Origin of the sequence: Pseudomonas sp. B21-019 (assembly GCF_024749225.1) — a bacterium.
Taxonomy (GTDB): Bacteria; Pseudomonadota; Gammaproteobacteria; order Pseudomonadales; family Pseudomonadaceae; genus Aquipseudomonas.
Genome location: NZ_CP087193.1, coordinates 1309329 through 1325493, shown reverse-complemented (window position 1 = coordinate 1325493; position 16165 = coordinate 1309329). Strand labels below are relative to the sequence as shown.

Genomic DNA, 16165 nt, shown 5'->3' with positions numbered 1-16165 from the left:
CATTTCTGATAGGGCGAAGAACTTGCCAGCGCTGCGCACTGGAGCGGGAGCAAGCTCCCTCGCCACAGGAACTGTGTGCCGATGAAACCATCCCGGCTTCTACTGGCCTGGCTTGCGGCCTTGCTGGCCATCAGCATCGTGCTGGGCGCCTTACGGGCGCTGGACATCGCCGTTCCATCAAGCCTTTTATCGATCAACTGGGGATTACTGCTGGCCCTGCTGGCCCTGGCGATACTCGACGCCATTCGCCTCAAGCGTTTGCCCTCACCGCGCCTCCAGCGACAAATGCCCGGCAGCCTGGCGCTCGGTCGATGGAGCGAAGTGCGACTGGAGGCCGAGCATAATTTTACCCAGCCACTGAACATTCAGATCTTCGACCACGTACCCGACGGCCTGAGCTTCGAAAACCTGCCCCTGTCGGTCGAACTGCAACCCGGCCAACAGAGCCAGATCAGCTACCGCCTGCGCCCACTCATGCGCGGCCATTTCAGCTTCGAACACTGCGAAATCAACCTGCCGAGCCCCATGGGTTTGTGGTCCGACAAACGCCTGCTCAACATACCCGACACCACCCGCGTCTACCCCGATTTCGCCCGCCTCTACGGCGGCCAGTTGCTGGCGGTGGACAATTGGCTCAGCCAACTCGGCGTACGCCAGCGCCAACGTCGCGGCCTGGGCCTGGAGTTCCATCAACTGCGCGAATTCCGCGAAGGCGACAGCCTGCGCCAGATCGACTGGAAAGCCACCGCCCGCCAACGCACCCCCATCGCCCGCGAGTACCAGGACGAGCGCGACCAGCAAATCATCTTCATGCTCGACTGCGGCCGCCGCATGCGCAGCCAGGACGGCGAGCTCGCCCATTTCGATCACGCCCTCAATGCCTGCCTGTTGCTCAGCTACATCGCGTTGCGCCAGGGCGACGCGGTGGGCTTGAGCACCTTCGCCAGCAACCATCCGCACTACCTTGCCCCGGTCAAGGGCACAGGCCAGCTCAACGTGTTGCTCAACACCGTCTACGACCTCGACAGCACCCAACGCCCGGCCGACTACCAGGCTGCCGTCACGCAACTACTGGCCCGACAGAAACGCCGGGCACTGGTGGTGCTGGTGACCAACTTGCGGGATGAAGACGATGAAGAACTGCTGACCGCCGTCAAGCGCCTGAGCAAACTGCATCGGGTGTTGGTGGCGAGCCTGCGTGAAGACTTGCTCGACAATCTACGGCACGCCCCGGTGCAGACCTTGCCAGAGGCGCTGGCCTATTGCGGGACGGTGGATTATTTGAATGACCGGGCGCAACTCCATGAGCGGTTGAGTGCTCATGGAGTGCCGGTGGTGGATGCTCGGCCTGGGGAGTTGGGGGGCGAGTTGGTGACGGCGTATTTGGGGTGGAAAAAAGCTGGGACGATGTAACGTCGAATCGTATATAAAATCGTCATATCACGATGTCTACATGAATATGACGTGCGAGCACGTACGACAGGCCTTCAATCCGGGTACTTACGAAAACCAATCCCCTGAAAGCTCTATCACAAGGAATCAATCATGGACGAGACAAACCTATTTGCTTCAGTGCTAACGCAGATCAATGAGAACCAACTGGCTTTGGGCGCCGCTATAGAAGAACTATCGAATTGGGTGGCGCAACGAGGGGGTACCGAAGTAGCGGATAACATCCGATGTGCAATGCAAACGATAGATCGAAACCAAGAATTCATCTCTTTAGCACTTATTTCTATCTCCACCGATTTTAAAGAATCACAGGTTCCAAAAAAGAATGACCCTAATGACTAGCTAACCATCAAGAGTCGCAATTCTCCTCGGTTGTTACCCGATGCCTCTCATCGGGTAACAACTGACGCTCATGGTCAGTAATCTGCTTGTTGTCCTCCTCCCGACTTCTCGAATAGCAGCGCTAACGGCTACAGAATGAAGCGCATCTGCCTACAAGTGTCAGCGACCCGGGCTGATTGTGGGTGCTGTCCGTCCCGACATAAGGTTCTCCTTCCCTCGCTGCCGTCCATTCGTCTACCTCCGAATCGGCGGTAGCTCCAACAAGGAGTTAACCGTGTTAATGCCTCGACCCAATCCACGCAATACCATCCCGCGTTCCCCCTACGGAACCCTCGACTCAAGAAAACTCCAAGAAGCTGCCAACAGGGCTCTAGATCACTATCTAAAACAGGAAAACACTGAGCCGTGTTTTGCCAACGAGCGCCCCACCGAGGAACGATCCATGAAAATGTTCACCGTTGTCCCCGATGCCAATCCCGAAGCCTTGAACATCGAGACCTACGAAACCTTTTCGACGGTCAGCATTCTGCTGCTCGACCTGGCTGAAAGCCTGGACGACAAGCCGCGACATCTGGCCATGGCGATTTATCGGATGAGTGAGTTGGGGTTGATGCTGGTGGAGCGATCGCTGGATAACGAGAAGGCGATTAAAACGACGTAACACCAAGATCAAAAGATCGCAGCCTTCGCCAGCTCCTACATCGACCTCGTTCACCGACATGATTTGCGGATGGACATGGGCCCTGCAGGAGCTGGCGAAGCCTGCGATCTTTTGCTTTTCAGGCAGAGGCTGGCAACGGTTGAAAGCTGAAATACTGCGTCAATGCCTCCATCAGTTGCCCATACTCCGGCGGTGCCCGTTGCAGACTGAACCCGGCGTCGTAATGGTGGGGCGTGGCGTCTTCATGGCACCACAGGCAACAGGCCACCAGGTCAATGACCTGCTGGCAGCCGTCGCTGGCGGGGATTTTTATTCGAAGGTCAAAATCGACGCCCACCATCATCGGCAACTGGCTGATGAGCATCAGCCCGTCGCTGGACAAGTTGCCCAGAAAGCCGATGGGTTTGTCGGTGACGCTGTTGAACACTCTCAGAAAATACGGCAGTTGATGCCGCTCGATCCGGCGGTCGGTGAACATGGGTCATTCGCCATGCAAGGCCCTTAAGCAGGGCCGCACTAATGCTTCGGAACGGGCCTGCTTCTATTGATAGAGGCATGGGCGCGCTCTCCCCGATCCTGGTGCGACAGTCCACCCTTCCGCTGCCGCTTACTGCTGCCGATCACAGGTGTAACCTCGATTAGAGGCAAGGCTCTAAATCGATCTATTCGACTATAGCTCACCACCGCCGGTCAGCCAGCCTTTGTAGGACAACCTCAATCAGAACCGGGTCGGGCGTACCTGCGTAGCGCTACGGGTCGGGTAATGCCCCAGGCTCTCCAGGGTTTCCAGCCGGGCACGGGCGCGGTAGGCATACTCGCTTTGCGGGTAGGCCGCGATGATGAACTGGTAAGTCTGGGCCGCATCGATAAACAGCTTCTGCCGTTCCAGGCACTGGCCGCGCATCATCGTCACTTCCGGCTGCACGTAACGACGGGAACGGCTTTCGCGATCGACCTTGGACAGTTCGAGCATCACCTGCTCGCAGTTGCCGCGTTCGTAGGCGCTGTAGGCATTATTCAAATGATGGTCCATCGACCAACGGGTGCAGCCCGTGACGCTGAGGACACTGAGGGCAAGGGCGGCAATGGGCACGAATCGCATGGGGGATCTCCTGTCTTGCGTTCTGTATCGACCCGTTGTCGGAAATCTTCAGAACCGTTTGCGCCGATTGTCGCGTTCAATAAAGAAAGCAAAAAGTAGTGCAAACGAACAATGACTACACCCCGGGACCATAGTAGCCTCTGCTAGCGCTTGAACTCAGGAGTCTTTGCATGTCCGTCCGTCGTACCAAAATCGTCGCTACCCTTGGCCCGGCCAGTAACTCGCCGGAAGTTCTTGAACAGTTGATTCTGGCTGGCCTGGACGTCGCCCGTCTGAACTTCTCCCACGGCACCCCCGACGAGCACAAGGCTCGCGCGAAGCTGGTGCGTGACCTCGCAGCCAAGCACGGCCGCTTCGTCGCCCTGCTGGGTGACCTGCAAGGCCCGAAAATTCGTATCGCCAAATTCGCCAACAAGCGGATCGAGCTGAAGATCGGTGATCAGTTCACCTTCTCCACCAGCCATCCGTTGACCGAAGGCAACCAGCAAGTGGTCGGCATCGACTACCCGGACCTGGTGAAAGACTGCGGCGTGGGCGACGAGCTGCTGCTCGACGACGGCCGCGTGGTGATGCGCGTCGATACCGCCACCGCCACCGAACTGAATTGCACCGTGACCATCGGCGGCCCGCTGTCCGACCATAAAGGCATCAACCGTCGCGGCGGTGGCCTGACGGCGCCGGCCCTGACCGAGAAAGACAAGGCCGACATCAAGCTCGCCGCCGAAATGGAAGTCGACTACCTCGCCGTGTCCTTCCCGCGTGACGCCGCCGACATGGAATACGCCCGTCAACTGCGCGACGAAGCCGGCGGCACTGCCTGGCTGGTGGCGAAGATCGAACGCGCCGAAGCCGTGGCCGACGACGAAACCCTCGACGGCCTGATCAAGGCCTCCGACGCGGTGATGGTTGCCCGTGGTGACCTGGGTGTGGAAATCGGCGACGCTGAGCTGGTGGGCATTCAGAAGAAAATCATTCTGCACGCACGTCGCCACAACAAGGCCGTGATCGTCGCGACCCAGATGATGGAGTCGATGATCCAGAACCCGATGCCGACCCGCGCCGAAGTATCCGACGTAGCCAACGCCGTGCTCGACTACACCGACGCCGTGATGCTCTCGGCGGAAAGTGCCGCCGGCCTGTACCCGCTGGAAGCGGTGCAAGCCATGGCACGCATCTGCATCGGCGCTGAAAAGCACCCGACCAGCAAGACCTCCAGCCACCGCATCGGCAAGACGTTCGAACGTTGCGACGAGAGCATCGCCCTGGCCACGATGTACACCGCCAACCACTTCCCGGGTGTGAAGGCGATCATCGCCCTGACCGAAAGTGGCTACACGCCGTTGATCATGTCGCGCATCCGTTCCTCGGTGCCGATCTACGCGTTCACCCCGCACCGCGAAGCCCAGGCCCGCGCGGCGATGTTCCGTGGCGTCTACACCGTACCGTTCGACCCGGCATCCTTGCCGGCCGAGCAAGTCAGCCAGGCCGCGATCGACGAGTTGCTCAAGCGCGGCGTCGTGCAGAAAGGCGACTGGGTCATCCTGACCAAAGGCGACAGCTACCACACCACCGGCGGCACCAACGGGATGAAAATCCTGCACGTTGGCGACCCGATGGTCTGAGTGACCGCTCGCTGAAAAACAAAAGCCCCGCCATGTGAATGGCGGGGCTTTTTTTCGTCTGTGGGAACGATCGGTTAGTGTTTGCTGATAAACGCTGACAACGCCGCAATAGCCTCCGGTGAACGCAGCCGTTGGGTAAATAACGCGCCCTCTTCTTCTATGGCCTGGCGCAACTGTTCCCGACCCGGTGCTTTCATCAGTTGTTTGCTGATGCGCACCGCCTCCGGCGGCAACGATTCGAAACGCAACGCCATCTCCCGCGCCTTGGCCAACGCCGCTTCGCCACTGCCCAAGGCCTCAGTCGCAATGCCCCACGCCGCAGCCTGTTCACCGCTGAACCCTTCACCCAACAGCAACAACTCCGCCGCTTTGGCCTGCCCAAGCAAGCGCGGCAGGATCAGGCTGGAGCCGAACTCCGGGCATAACCCCAGATTGACGAATGGCATGCGCAACCTCGCATCCGCACTGACATAAACCAGATCGCAATGTAGCAGCATCGTCGTGCCGATCCCCACCGCCGCGCCTGCGACCGCAGCGATCACTGGCTTGCGGCACTCAAGAAGGCCGAGCATGAAGTGAAACACCGGGCTATCGAGATTGCCCGGCGGTTGCTGGATGAAGTCGGCGATGTCGTTGCCAGCCGTGAAGCACTCGGCGCTGCCGATGATCAGCACGGCGTTGATGTCGGGATTGCTGTCGGCAAGCCGCAAGCCCTCCGCCAGTTGGCTGTACATGGCGCGGGTCAGGGCGTTTTTCTTTTCCGGGCAGTTGAGGCGCAGGGTCAGTAAACCGCGCTCACGTTCAAACTGGATGGCGTCGGGCATGGCGAGTCCTGATCTGAGAGGATCCACTGTGGCGAGGGAGCTTGCTCCCGTTCGGCTGCGAAGCAGTCGTAAAACCGGCACACTCGGTTTGTCTGATACACCGAGGTGGCGTCTGTTTTTAGGGGCCGCTTCGCAGCCCAACGGGGCGATGCGGCGTTCCGACAAGCCCCCTCGCCACAGCAAGCTCCCTCGCCACAAAAATCAGCGCTCAACCATGGGGGACAAAGACATCCGCCAGCAGTTGATTGCGCGGCAAACCCGCCAGGTACAGGCGCCGGGCAAAGGCGTCGACGCTGTCGGGTGCTCCGCAGACTAAGGCCAGGGTTTGCCGGGAAACAAGGCGCAGTTGCGCCAAAGCCGCGGGCAACTCGGCCGCCGTCCACAGCTCGACATTAAGGTTTTCACGGCCCTCGGCCATGGCTTGCAGGGGTTTGGCCAGATAATGCTCACTGGCATCATGGGCCAGGTGAATGACGCGGATGGCGCCCTGGTGATGCTGACGCAATGCTTCACGCAAGATGCCGAACAACGGCCCCAGACCGGTGCCGGCCGCCAGCAACCACAGCGGTCGGGTGTGCCAGTCCGGATCGTAATGCAGCGCCCCGCCGCGCAACTCGCCGAGGCGAATCGGATCGCCGATTTTCAAGCGACGCGCCGCGTCACTGAATTCCCCCGGTTGACGGCAATCGAGGTGGAATTCCAGAAAGCGGTCTTCTTCCGGCAGGCTGGCCAGGGAATATGGCCGCGCCACCTGCCCCGCCCACAACACCAGATGCTGCCCCGCCTGATAGCGCAACGGGCGCTCGCTGCTCAGGCGCAAGCGCAACACGCTGGAGCTCAGCCAATCGCTGGCGACCACTTGCGCGGCAAGACCATCGCGCAGCGGGTCAAAAGTTTCGACTTGCAGATCGTCAACCACCTGGCACTGACAGGCCAACCGCCAACCCTGCTGGCGCTGTTCATTGCTCAAGGCATCGGGACGGCTGTCGCTGGGCAGGCCCTCGACACATTTGACCAGGCACGCGTGGCAACTGCCGGCCCGGCAGCTATAGGGCACCGGCACGCCGTTTTGATTGAGGGCATCGAGCAGGTTACTGCCCGCCTCCACTGCCCATTGGCGTTCGCCGACCCGTAACTCAGGCATCGACATTCTCCCAGGCGGCCGCGCAACGGTTACGGCCGTCACGCTTGGCGCGGTACAGCGCCTGATCGGCGCGGTGCAAGGCGTGATCCAGATCGTCGCCCAGTTCCAATAAGGTCATGCCCGCCGACAGGCTGAGGTGGGCGACCTCCAGGCCGACCAATTCGACATCCATGAAGGCAATGCGCAAACGCTCGCAACACGCCGTCAGGCGCTCGGCATCGCAATCGGGCAACAGCACCACGAATTCTTCACCGCCATAACGGGCCAGAATATCGCCATCGCGCAGGCAGGCCGTGGCCACTCCGGCGAACGCTTGCAGCACCTGATCGCCGGCGGCGTGACCATGAACATCGTTGATACGTTTGAAGTGGTCGAGGTCGATCAGCGCCAGGCCATGCACCACACCGACTTCCATGGCGCTCAGCTCGCGGCAGGCCAGGCGCAGGAAATGCCGGCGGTTGAACAGCCCGGTGAGTTCGTCGGTCGCCACCAGGCCTTCGAGCTGGCGCATCATTCCGCGCAGGGTGTCCTGATGCGCCTGCAAGGCGAACCGCCGTTGACGCATACGCTGGCGCGACAACTGGACGTAGCGGGCGTAAAGCACCAGCCAGCCGAGTACCACAAACAGCACGCACACCTGCAACAGGGCCTGCGTCGGGTCGGGCAGATGGAAGTGGTAGAGCTCCCATAACGTGATGGCGCTGAAACTGAAAAACACCAGCAACGCGCAACGCACAAAAGCAATACGCGACAGATGAAACAGCCCGAACAACAGGATCAGCAGGTAAAACACCAGAAACGCACCGCGCGCCTCGTCCAGATGGGCGATCAGCCAGGATTGCCAACCCAGCCCCAGCAGTATTTGCACTTCGGTCAGGCTGGGGTCGGGACAGCGCAGGTTCGTGCCGCTGTAAAACACCGCGAACAACACGGCCTGGCTGAACACCGTCAACACGCTGCCGATCACCATGCCGGCAAGGGAGTCGTCGTAATGGCCGGTGAAAAACGCCAGCCACACCAGCAGCAAGGCCAGGGCATAGGTGCCGGCCGCGAGGGCAAAGCGTTTGAGCAAAAGCCGCTGGATGGCGTTATGGGTCAATCGTTGATTCACCGTGCGAAAGGAGGCTGATCGAGTGTCCTACTCTACAGGCCGGATGCCACTTTAGTGGCGAGTCTGATAAATGACCATTCAATTTTTGGGGCGAAAATCTGGCGTCAAACCCATGACTTTGGCTCCGGATAACCTGTGGCGAGGGAGCTTGCTCCCGCTGGGCTGCGCAGCGGCCCCCTGCATTCTTTCGATAGATCGCGATTGCAGGGTTTACGACTGCTTCGCCGCTGAACGGGACGGTGCGGCGATCCGACAAGCTCCCTCGCCACAGAAGCCCTTCTATCCATGTGTGGGCGGTATGCGACCAACGTTTGACTGTCAACGGATGTACCCGCCTTTGATGCGCGGTATACTGCCGCGCCTTTTTAGCGTCGCGCCAGCATGCCCGGCGTGCCTTGAAAGGTGTCTGCGACCGACCGATGCACCCAAGCCGCAGGCACCTTATTGAATGTTCCCGTCTTTTAGAGGAGCGCGACTCGATGACCGTGATCAAGCAAGACGACCTGATTCAGAGCGTTGCCGACGCCCTGCAATTCATTTCCTACTACCACCCCGTGGATTTCATCCAGGCGATGCACGAGGCCTACCTGCGTGAAGAATCGCCGGCAGCCCGCGATTCCATCGCGCAAATCCTGATCAACTCGCGCATGTGCGCCACCGGCCACCGCCCGATCTGCCAGGACACCGGCATCGTGACCGTGTTCGTGCGCGTGGGCATGGACGTACGTTGGGATGGCGCCACCATGGGCCTGGACGACATGATCAACGAAGGCGTGCGCCGGGCTTACAACCTGCCGGAAAACGTCCTGCGTGCCTCGATCCTCGCCGACCCGGCGGGTGCTCGTAAAAACACCAAGGACAACACCCCAGCCGTTATCCACTACTCCATCGTTCCGGGTAACACCGTGGAAGTGGACGTGGCGGCCAAGGGCGGCGGCTCCGAGAACAAGTCGAAAATGGCCATGCTCAACCCGTCCGACTCGATCGTCGACTGGGTTTTGAAAACCGTTCCGACCATGGGCGCCGGCTGGTGCCCACCGGGCATGCTCGGCATCGGCATCGGCGGCACCGCCGAGAAAGCTGCCGTGATGGCCAAGGAAGTGTTGATGGAATCCATCGACATTCACGAGCTCAAGGCACGTGGCCCGCAGAACCGTATCGAAGAGATGCGCCTGGAGCTGTTCGAGAAGGTCAACCAACTGGGCATCGGTGCCCAGGGCCTGGGCGGTCTGACCACCGTGCTCGACGTGAAGATCATGGATTACCCGACCCACGCCGCTTCGTTGCCGGTGTGCATGATCCCGAACTGCGCCGCCACCCGTCACGCGCACTTCGTGCTCGACGGTTCCGGCCCGGCCTCGCTGGAAGCGCCACCGTTGGACGCCTACCCGGAAATCGTCTGGGAAGCCGGCCCGTCGGCCCGCCGCGTCAACCTCGACACCCTGACGCCGGAAGAAGTGCAGAGCTGGAAGCCGGGCGAAACCGTCCTGCTCAACGGCAAGATGCTCACCGGTCGCGACGCTGCGCACAAGCGCATGGTCGAGATGCTGAACAAGGGTGAAACCCTGCCGGTGGACCTGAAAGGTCGCTTCATCTACTACGTCGGCCCGGTTGATCCGGTGCGCGAAGAAGTGGTTGGCCCGGCTGGCCCGACTACCGCCACGCGGATGGACAAGTTCACCCGTCAGATCCTCGAGCAAACCGGCCTGTTGGGCATGATCGGCAAATCCGAGCGCGGCCCGACCGCGATCGAAGCGATCAAGGACCACAAAGCCGTTTACCTGATGGCAGTCGGCGGCGCGGCTTACTTGGTGGCGCAAGCGATCAAGAAATCCCGCGTGGTGGCGTTCGCCGAACTAGGGATGGAAGCGATCTACGAGTTCGACGTGAAAGACATGCCGGTCACCGTTGCGGTGGACAGCAAGGGTGAGTCGGTACACATCACCGGCCCTGCGATCTGGCAGCAGAAGATCAGCGAAAGCCTGGCGGTAGAAGTGCAGTAAGCGCTTCAGTCTGCCCATACGGCCGGCTCATCGTTATGGATGACCCGGCCGTTTTTTTATCCAGTGTCCAAACCGTTCGCGATAGAAAAACCTGGTACTTTGGCAACTCTCAAGACTGTCAGTCGCCCGAACGATCGGTGAGTGCGCGAACAGGACGCCGAGCCGACCACCTGCATGGTATGGTGCCCGCCCGACCTACTCTCTGTTTGCGCCAGCATGCTGCCGACCTCCCGTACCCTGCGTCTGTCGTTGTACTCCCTGCTGATCGTCGCCGGTGCCGTCCTCGCCGCCTCCCTGGCCATCCGCCACGCCGAACGCCAGGCGCTGGAAGAAGACGCCACCCGCGCCAACCAGCAACTGGCGCTGTACGCCAATTCCCTGCATACCCTGATCGACCGCTACCGTGCCCTGCCCGCCGTGCTGGCGCTGGACCCGGAGTTGCGCGCCGCGCTCGATGGCCCGGTAACGCCTGAGCAACAGGACGCACTGAACCGCAAACTGGAAAAAATCAACGGTGCCGCGCAGTCCTCGACCCTGGAGCTGCTCGACCGCACCGGCCTGGCCGTGGCCGCCAGCAATTGGCGTTTGCCCAGCAGTTACGTCGGCCACAACTACGGTTTTCGCCCCTACTTCAGCCAGACCCGCACCCAGGGCGCCGGGCGCTTTTATGCGGTGGGGGTGACCAGTGGCATTCCCGGTTACTTTCTCTCCAGTGCGGTGACCCGCGACAGCGGCGAGTTCCTCGGCGCCATGGTGGTGAAACTGGAATTCCCGGAGCTGGAGCGCGAATGGCGTCAGGGCAGCGACACGTTGCTGGTCAGCGATGCGCGCGGGATCATCTTCATCGCCAACCAGCCGGGCTGGCGCTATCGCCAATTGAAACCGCTGAGCGACAGCGACCGCGCCGAGCTCAAAGCCACCCGGCAATACGACAAACAACCGCTAACCCCGCTTGAGTATCAAGCGGTGCGACGCTTCGACGACAACAGTGCGCTGACCCGAGTCGACGGCCCCGACGGAACGGCGGATTACCTCTGGGAATCGCTGCCGCTGGCCGCCGAAGGCTGGACGCTGCACCTGTTGCGTCGCCCGCAAATCGCCTTCGAAGACCGCCGCAACGCCGGGCTCGCCGCTGCCGGCGCCTGGTTGACGCTGGTATTTCTGTTGTTGTTCCTTAATCAACGTTGGCGGCTGGCGAAATTGCGTCAGCGCAGCCGTGAAGAACTCGAACAACTGGTAGAAGAACGCACCCGTGACCTGCGCACCGCTCAGGACGGACTGGTGCAATCGGCCAAACTCGCGGCGCTGGGGCAGATGTCCGCAGCGCTGGCCCATGAAATCAATCAGCCGCTGACCGCCCAGCGCATGCAACTTGCTACGCTGAGGTTGCTACTCGATCACGGCCGGGTCGACGACGCCTACAAGGCGCTCAAACCGGTGGACGACATGCTCACGCGCATGGCCGCCCTCACCGGCCACCTGAAAACCTTCGCGCGCAAAAGCCCCAGCGGTTTGCGCGAGCGGCTGGATCTGGCGGCGGTAGTGGATCAGGCCCTGCAATTGCTCGACGCGCGCCTGCGCGATGAGCAGGTCAGCCTGGTGCTGCATCTGACCCGCCCGGCGTGGGTGCGTGGCGATGCGATTCGTCTGGAGCAGGTGCTGATCAACCTGCTGCGCAACGCCCTGGACGCCATGCAGGGCAAAACCTGCAAGCGTCTGGAGATTCGCCTCGAAGCCGATGAACAGCTGTGGCGCCTGAGTGTCATCGACAATGGCGGTGGCATTGCCGAAGAACATTTGAGCCAGGTGTTCGATCCGTTTTTCACCACTAAACCAGTGGGTGATGGCCTGGGCCTGGGGCTGGCCGTGTCCTTTGCCATCGTCCACGAAGCGGGCGGACGCCTGAGCGCCGATAATGGCGAAAAAGGCGCGGTGTTCACCCTGACGTTGCCCATTGATCTGGAGGTAGCTGCCTGATGCTCAATTCGGTGATGGTGGTCGATGACGAAAGCAGCATCCGCAGCGCCGTCGAACAGTGGCTGAGCCTGTCGGGGTTCGAGGTGCAGCTGTTCAGCCGCGCCGATGAGTGCCTGGCGCAACTGCCGAAACACTTCCCCGGGGTGATCCTCAGCGATGTGCGCATGCCTGGCATGAGCGGGCTGGAGCTGCTGGCCGAAGTGCAGCGCCGCGACGCCGATTTGCCGGTGATCCTGCTGACCGGTCACGGTGATGTGCCAATGGCCGTCGAAGCGATGCGCGATGGCGCCTACGATTTCCTCGAAAAACCCTTCAGCCCGGAAACCCTGCTGAGCAGCCTGCGTCGGGCGCTGGACAAGCGCCGGCTGGTGCTGGAAAACCGTGCCCTGCACGAACAGGCCGACAATCGCGCCAAACTCGATGCCACCCTGCTGGGAGTGTCCCGTGGTTTGCAGACGCTGCGCCGGCAAGTGCTGGATCTGGCGACGCTGCCAGTCAATGTGTTGATCCGTGGCGAAACCGGCAGCGGCAAGGAACTGGTTGCCCGCTGCCTGCATGACTTCGGTCCCCGCGCCGACAAACCCTTCGTCGCCTTGAACTGCGCAGCGATTCCCGAGCAGTTGTTCGAGGCCGAAATGTTCGGCCATGAGAGCGGCGCGTTCACCGGCGCCCAGGGCAAGCGCATCGGCAAGCTCGAATACGCCGACGGCGGCACGCTGTTTCTCGATGAAATCGAAAGCATGCCGCTGGCGCAGCAAGTGAAACTGCTGCGGGTGTTGCAAGAACAAAAGCTTGAGCGCTTGGGCTCCAATCAGAGCATCCGCGTGGATTTGCGGATCATCGCCGCGACCAAACCCGACTTGCTGGATGAAGCCCGGGCCGGGCGTTTTCGCGAGGACCTGGCGTATCGCTTGAACGTCGCCGAGCTGCGTCTGCCGCCATTGCGCGATCGGCGTGAAGACATTCCGCTGTTGTTCGAGTTCTTCGCGCAGAGTGCCGCCGAACGTCTTGGCCGTACCTTTCCACCGTTGAGCGGGCCGCAATTGAGCCATCTGCTGAGCCACGACTGGCCGGGCAATGTGCGCGAACTGGCGAACGTCGCCGAACGCCAAGTGCTGGGTCTCGGCGAACCGGAGCCGGTGGGGATCGATCCCGGCCAGTCACTGGCGGCGCAGCAGGAAGCCTTCGAAGCGCATTGCTTGCGCGCGGCACTGACCCGGCACAAAGGCGATGTGAAAGCGGTGCTTGAAGAACTGCAACTGCCGCGCCGTACCTTCAATGAAAAGATGCAGCGGCATGGGTTGAGCCGGGAGATGTTTCTCGGCGAATGACCATTAAGATCAAAAGATCGCAGGCTTCGCCAGCTCCTACGGGTGTACGCCAATCCCATGTAGGAGCTGCCGAAGGCTGCGATCTTTTCGGCGGTTTCCCGCTCACCACCCTCCAATAGATAAGCGGATTTCCGCTCAACAAAACCCGCCATCCCCTCTAAACCGGCCCTCCTCCCCTTGGCACAGCTCCTGCTATAGCCCCTGCAGGCTGCGTTTACACGCGCTCCACAAAAACAATTAAACGAAGGATCCTTCAATGGATAACTCCAACGCCCTGCCCCTTGGGTCGGCTGCCGTGCCGGCTAAAGAAAGAAGCACCGCCAGCCGGATCAAATCGATCTTCAGCGGCTCTGTCGGCAATATGGTCGAGTGGTACGACTGGTACGTCTACGCCGCCTTTTCCCTGTACTTCGCCAAAGTCTTCTTCCCCAAAGGCGACACCACCGCCCAACTGCTCAACACCGCCGCAATCTTCGCCGTGGGCTTTTTGATGCGCCCGATCGGCGGTTGGCTGATGGGCCTCTACGCCGACAAGGCCGGCCGTAAAGCCGCGCTCATGGCGTCGGTCTACCTGATGTGCTTCGGCTCGCTGCTGATCGCCCTGAGCCCAGGCTATGAAACCATCGGTATCGGCGCGCCGATCCTGCTGGTGTTCGCCCGCCTGCTACAAGGTTTGTCGGTGGGTGGTGAGTACGGCACCTCGGCGACGTACCTCAGCGAGATGGCGACCAAGGAACGTCGCGGCTTCTACTCGAGTTTCCAGTACGTGACGCTGATCTCCGGCCAGCTCATCGCCCTGGGTGTGCTGATCGTGCTGCAAAATTTCCTTACCACCGAAGAGCTGTACGCCTGGGGCTGGCGCATTCCGTTCGCCATCGGCGCGCTGTGTGCCGTGGTCGCGTTGTACCTGCGTCGTGGCATGGAAGAAACCGAGTCGTTCACCAAGAAAGAGAAAGCCCGAGAAAGCGCGATGCGCACCTTGCTGCGCCATCCCAAGGAACTGATGACCGTGGTCGGCCTGACCATGGGCGGCACGCTGGCGTTCTACACCTACACCACGTACATGCAGAAATACCTGGTGAACACCGTCGGCATGAGCATTTCCGACTCCACCACGATTTCTGCGGCCACGCTGTTCCTGTTCATGTGCTTGCAACCGATCATTGGCGGGCTGTCGGATAAAGTCGGTCGGCGGCCGATCCTGATTGCCTTCGGTATTCTCGGGACGCTGTTCACCGTACCGATCCTGACCACCCTGCACACCATCCAGAGCTGGTGGGGCGCGTTCTTCCTGATCATGGCGGCGCTGATCATCGTCAGCGGCTACACCTCGATCAACGCGGTGGTCAAAGCCGAACTGTTCCCCACCGAAATCCGCGCCCTGGGCGTTGGCCTGCCGTACGCACTGACCGTGTCGATCTTCGGCGGCACCGCTGAATACATCGCCCTGTGGTTCAAGAGCATCGGCATGGAAACCGGTTACTACTGGTATGTCACGGCGTGCATCGCGGTGTCGTTGCTGGTGTACGTAACCATGAAAGACACCCGCAAGCATTCGCGGATCGAGACCGACTGACAGTTATATTGATAGAGGCTGTACCGTCCTCTTCGCAGGCAAGCCCGTGAAGAGGACGACTCAGTCTCAAGTCAACTCGGCCGCCGTCTGCTTCGCGTACTTGCCCTGCACGTAAGACGCCCCCGCAATCATCACCACCAGAATCCCCGCCAACACCAGCGACGAACCGATGGTGCCGAAATCCAGGCCGCCCTTTGCATGGGGTTTGGTCAGGAAGTCACCCAAGGTTGCGCCGAATGGCCGCGTCAGCACGAACGCCACCCAGAACAGCAGCACCGACGAAATCTTCGTGAAGTATTTCAACAGCACCACCAGCGCAATGGTCGAACCGATCAACAGTGCGCCACCGGTAAAACCCAGGCCCGAGTCGTCGGCCAGGTAATCGCCGAGTGCGGTGCCCAAGGTGTTGGAAAACAGAATCGCCATCCAATAGAACATCTCGCCACGGAAGGTCTGGACCTTGGTGACGTTCAGCGAATCGCCGCTCAAGCGCCAGGCCGCGAAAATCCCCAGCAGAATCGCAATCAGGATCATCGAACCGGTGGCGTAGCCCAATTCAAGGGTGCGGTCCATGAAGTCGGACATGGTGGTGCCAGCGGTGCTGGTCGACAGAATCACGATCCAGTACAGCACCGGCTTGTAGGTTTTGGACATCAACTGCGTGACCAGCGTCAGCACAAAGACGCTGATCAGGATCAGCGAGCTGATGGCGTAACCAACATTAAGGGTCATCGACAACAAATCCCCCGCGGTTTCCCCCAGGGTCGTCGCGCAGATTTTCATCACCCAGAACGCAAGGGTGATCTGAGGAAGCTTATTCATTCAAGGAGAACTCCAGTGTTCGTGACGGTCGTTTCTTCGGGTTATTGACCGGTGCGCAGACTGGCGGTGGAGCAGTGAAAAATAGGTAAGTGCAGGATGAAAATTCTGTCACTCAAGCAAAAGAGCGCGATTAATCGCTGGTTAATGCCCAGCACGCATCCTGCCCCCCGTCGATCAATTCATTGCAATGTGCAAACT

Annotated in this window: 14 protein-coding genes; 8 read left to right on the top strand and 6 right to left on the bottom strand. The window is 60.6% G+C overall.

What is annotated here, in order from left to right:
• The first annotated feature begins 81 nt into the window (after positions 1-81).
• The 3 genes from LOY36_RS05810 to LOY36_RS05800 all read left to right on the top strand — a co-directional run bounded on the left by LOY36_RS05810 (position 82) and on the right by LOY36_RS05800 (position 2455).
• The gene (locus tag LOY36_RS05810; RefSeq protein ID WP_258672562.1) at positions 82-1413 is read left to right on the top strand and encodes a DUF58 domain-containing protein; all 1332 of its coding nucleotides are present in this window, start codon (positions 82-84) and stop codon (positions 1411-1413) included.
• A 132-nt stretch (positions 1414-1545) separates the two neighbouring features.
• Positions 1546-1794, top strand: coding sequence for a hypothetical protein (locus tag LOY36_RS05805; protein WP_019651409.1), 249 nt, complete (start codon positions 1546-1548; stop codon positions 1792-1794).
• A 280-nt stretch (positions 1795-2074) separates the two neighbouring features.
• Positions 2075-2455, top strand: coding sequence for a DUF6124 family protein (locus LOY36_RS05800; RefSeq protein ID WP_081628277.1), 381 nt, complete (start codon positions 2075-2077; stop codon positions 2453-2455).
• Between the two features lie 118 nt (positions 2456-2573).
• Here LOY36_RS05800 and LOY36_RS05795 read toward each other — a convergent pair whose 3' ends face one another.
• Together LOY36_RS05795 and LOY36_RS05790 are read right to left on the bottom strand one after the other, a co-directional pair.
• On the bottom strand, positions 2574-2933 hold the full coding sequence (locus LOY36_RS05795) for a PilZ domain-containing protein (protein WP_019651407.1): 360 nt from the start codon (positions 2931-2933) through the stop codon (positions 2574-2576).
• A gap of 240 nt (positions 2934-3173) precedes the next feature.
• Positions 3174-3557, bottom strand: coding sequence for a tol-pal system YbgF family protein (locus tag LOY36_RS05790; protein WP_019651406.1), 384 nt, complete (start codon positions 3555-3557; stop codon positions 3174-3176).
• Positions 3558-3727: 170 nt separating this feature from the next.
• Between LOY36_RS05790 and pyk the strand changes: the two genes are divergently transcribed.
• Complete coding sequence (gene pyk, locus LOY36_RS05785) at positions 3728-5179, top strand: pyruvate kinase (RefSeq protein WP_019651405.1); 1452 nt, start codon at positions 3728-3730, stop codon at positions 5177-5179.
• Between the two features lie 74 nt (positions 5180-5253).
• Here the strand turns inward: pyk and LOY36_RS05780 are convergent, their stop codons facing one another.
• The 3 genes from LOY36_RS05780 to LOY36_RS05770 form a co-directional block, all read right to left on the bottom strand.
• Positions 5254-6003, bottom strand: a complete 750-nt coding sequence (locus tag LOY36_RS05780) for an enoyl-CoA hydratase-related protein (RefSeq protein WP_258672561.1) — start codon at positions 6001-6003, stop codon at positions 5254-5256.
• A gap of 208 nt (positions 6004-6211) precedes the next feature.
• Positions 6212-7147, bottom strand: a complete 936-nt coding sequence (locus LOY36_RS05775) for an iron-sulfur-binding ferredoxin reductase (RefSeq protein ID WP_258672560.1) — start codon at positions 7145-7147, stop codon at positions 6212-6214.
• Positions 7140-8246, bottom strand: coding sequence for a diguanylate cyclase (locus tag LOY36_RS05770; protein WP_258672559.1), 1107 nt, complete (start codon positions 8244-8246; stop codon positions 7140-7142). The genes LOY36_RS05775 and LOY36_RS05770 overlap by 8 nt, the downstream gene beginning before the upstream one ends.
• A gap of 491 nt (positions 8247-8737) precedes the next feature.
• Here LOY36_RS05770 and LOY36_RS05765 point away from each other — a divergent pair, with 491 nt between their 5' ends.
• From LOY36_RS05765 to LOY36_RS05750, 4 genes are all read left to right on the top strand, one after another.
• On the top strand, positions 8738-10261 hold the full coding sequence (locus tag LOY36_RS05765; protein WP_007938826.1) for a fumarate hydratase: 1524 nt from the start codon (positions 8738-8740) through the stop codon (positions 10259-10261).
• Positions 10262-10477: 216 nt separating this feature from the next.
• Positions 10478-12238, top strand: a complete 1761-nt coding sequence (locus LOY36_RS05760; RefSeq protein ID WP_019651401.1) for an ATP-binding protein — start codon at positions 10478-10480, stop codon at positions 12236-12238.
• A complete protein-coding gene (locus tag LOY36_RS05755; RefSeq protein ID WP_019651400.1) occupies positions 12238-13569 on the top strand; it encodes a sigma-54 dependent transcriptional regulator in 1332 nt (443 codons plus the stop codon). The genes LOY36_RS05760 and LOY36_RS05755 overlap by 1 nt, the downstream gene beginning before the upstream one ends.
• A 256-nt stretch (positions 13570-13825) precedes the next feature.
• Entirely contained in the window at positions 13826-15145 is a 1320-nt protein-coding gene (locus LOY36_RS05750) for an MFS transporter (protein WP_018926549.1), read from the top strand.
• A gap of 66 nt (positions 15146-15211) precedes the next feature.
• On the opposite strand, the gene LOY36_RS05745 is transcribed toward LOY36_RS05750, so the two are convergent.
• Positions 15212-15967 carry a hypothetical protein gene (locus tag LOY36_RS05745; protein WP_258672558.1) on the bottom strand — a complete coding sequence of 252 codons (756 nt, stop codon included), beginning with the start codon at positions 15965-15967 and terminating at the stop codon, positions 15212-15214.
• Positions 15968-16165: the final 198 nt, after the last annotated feature.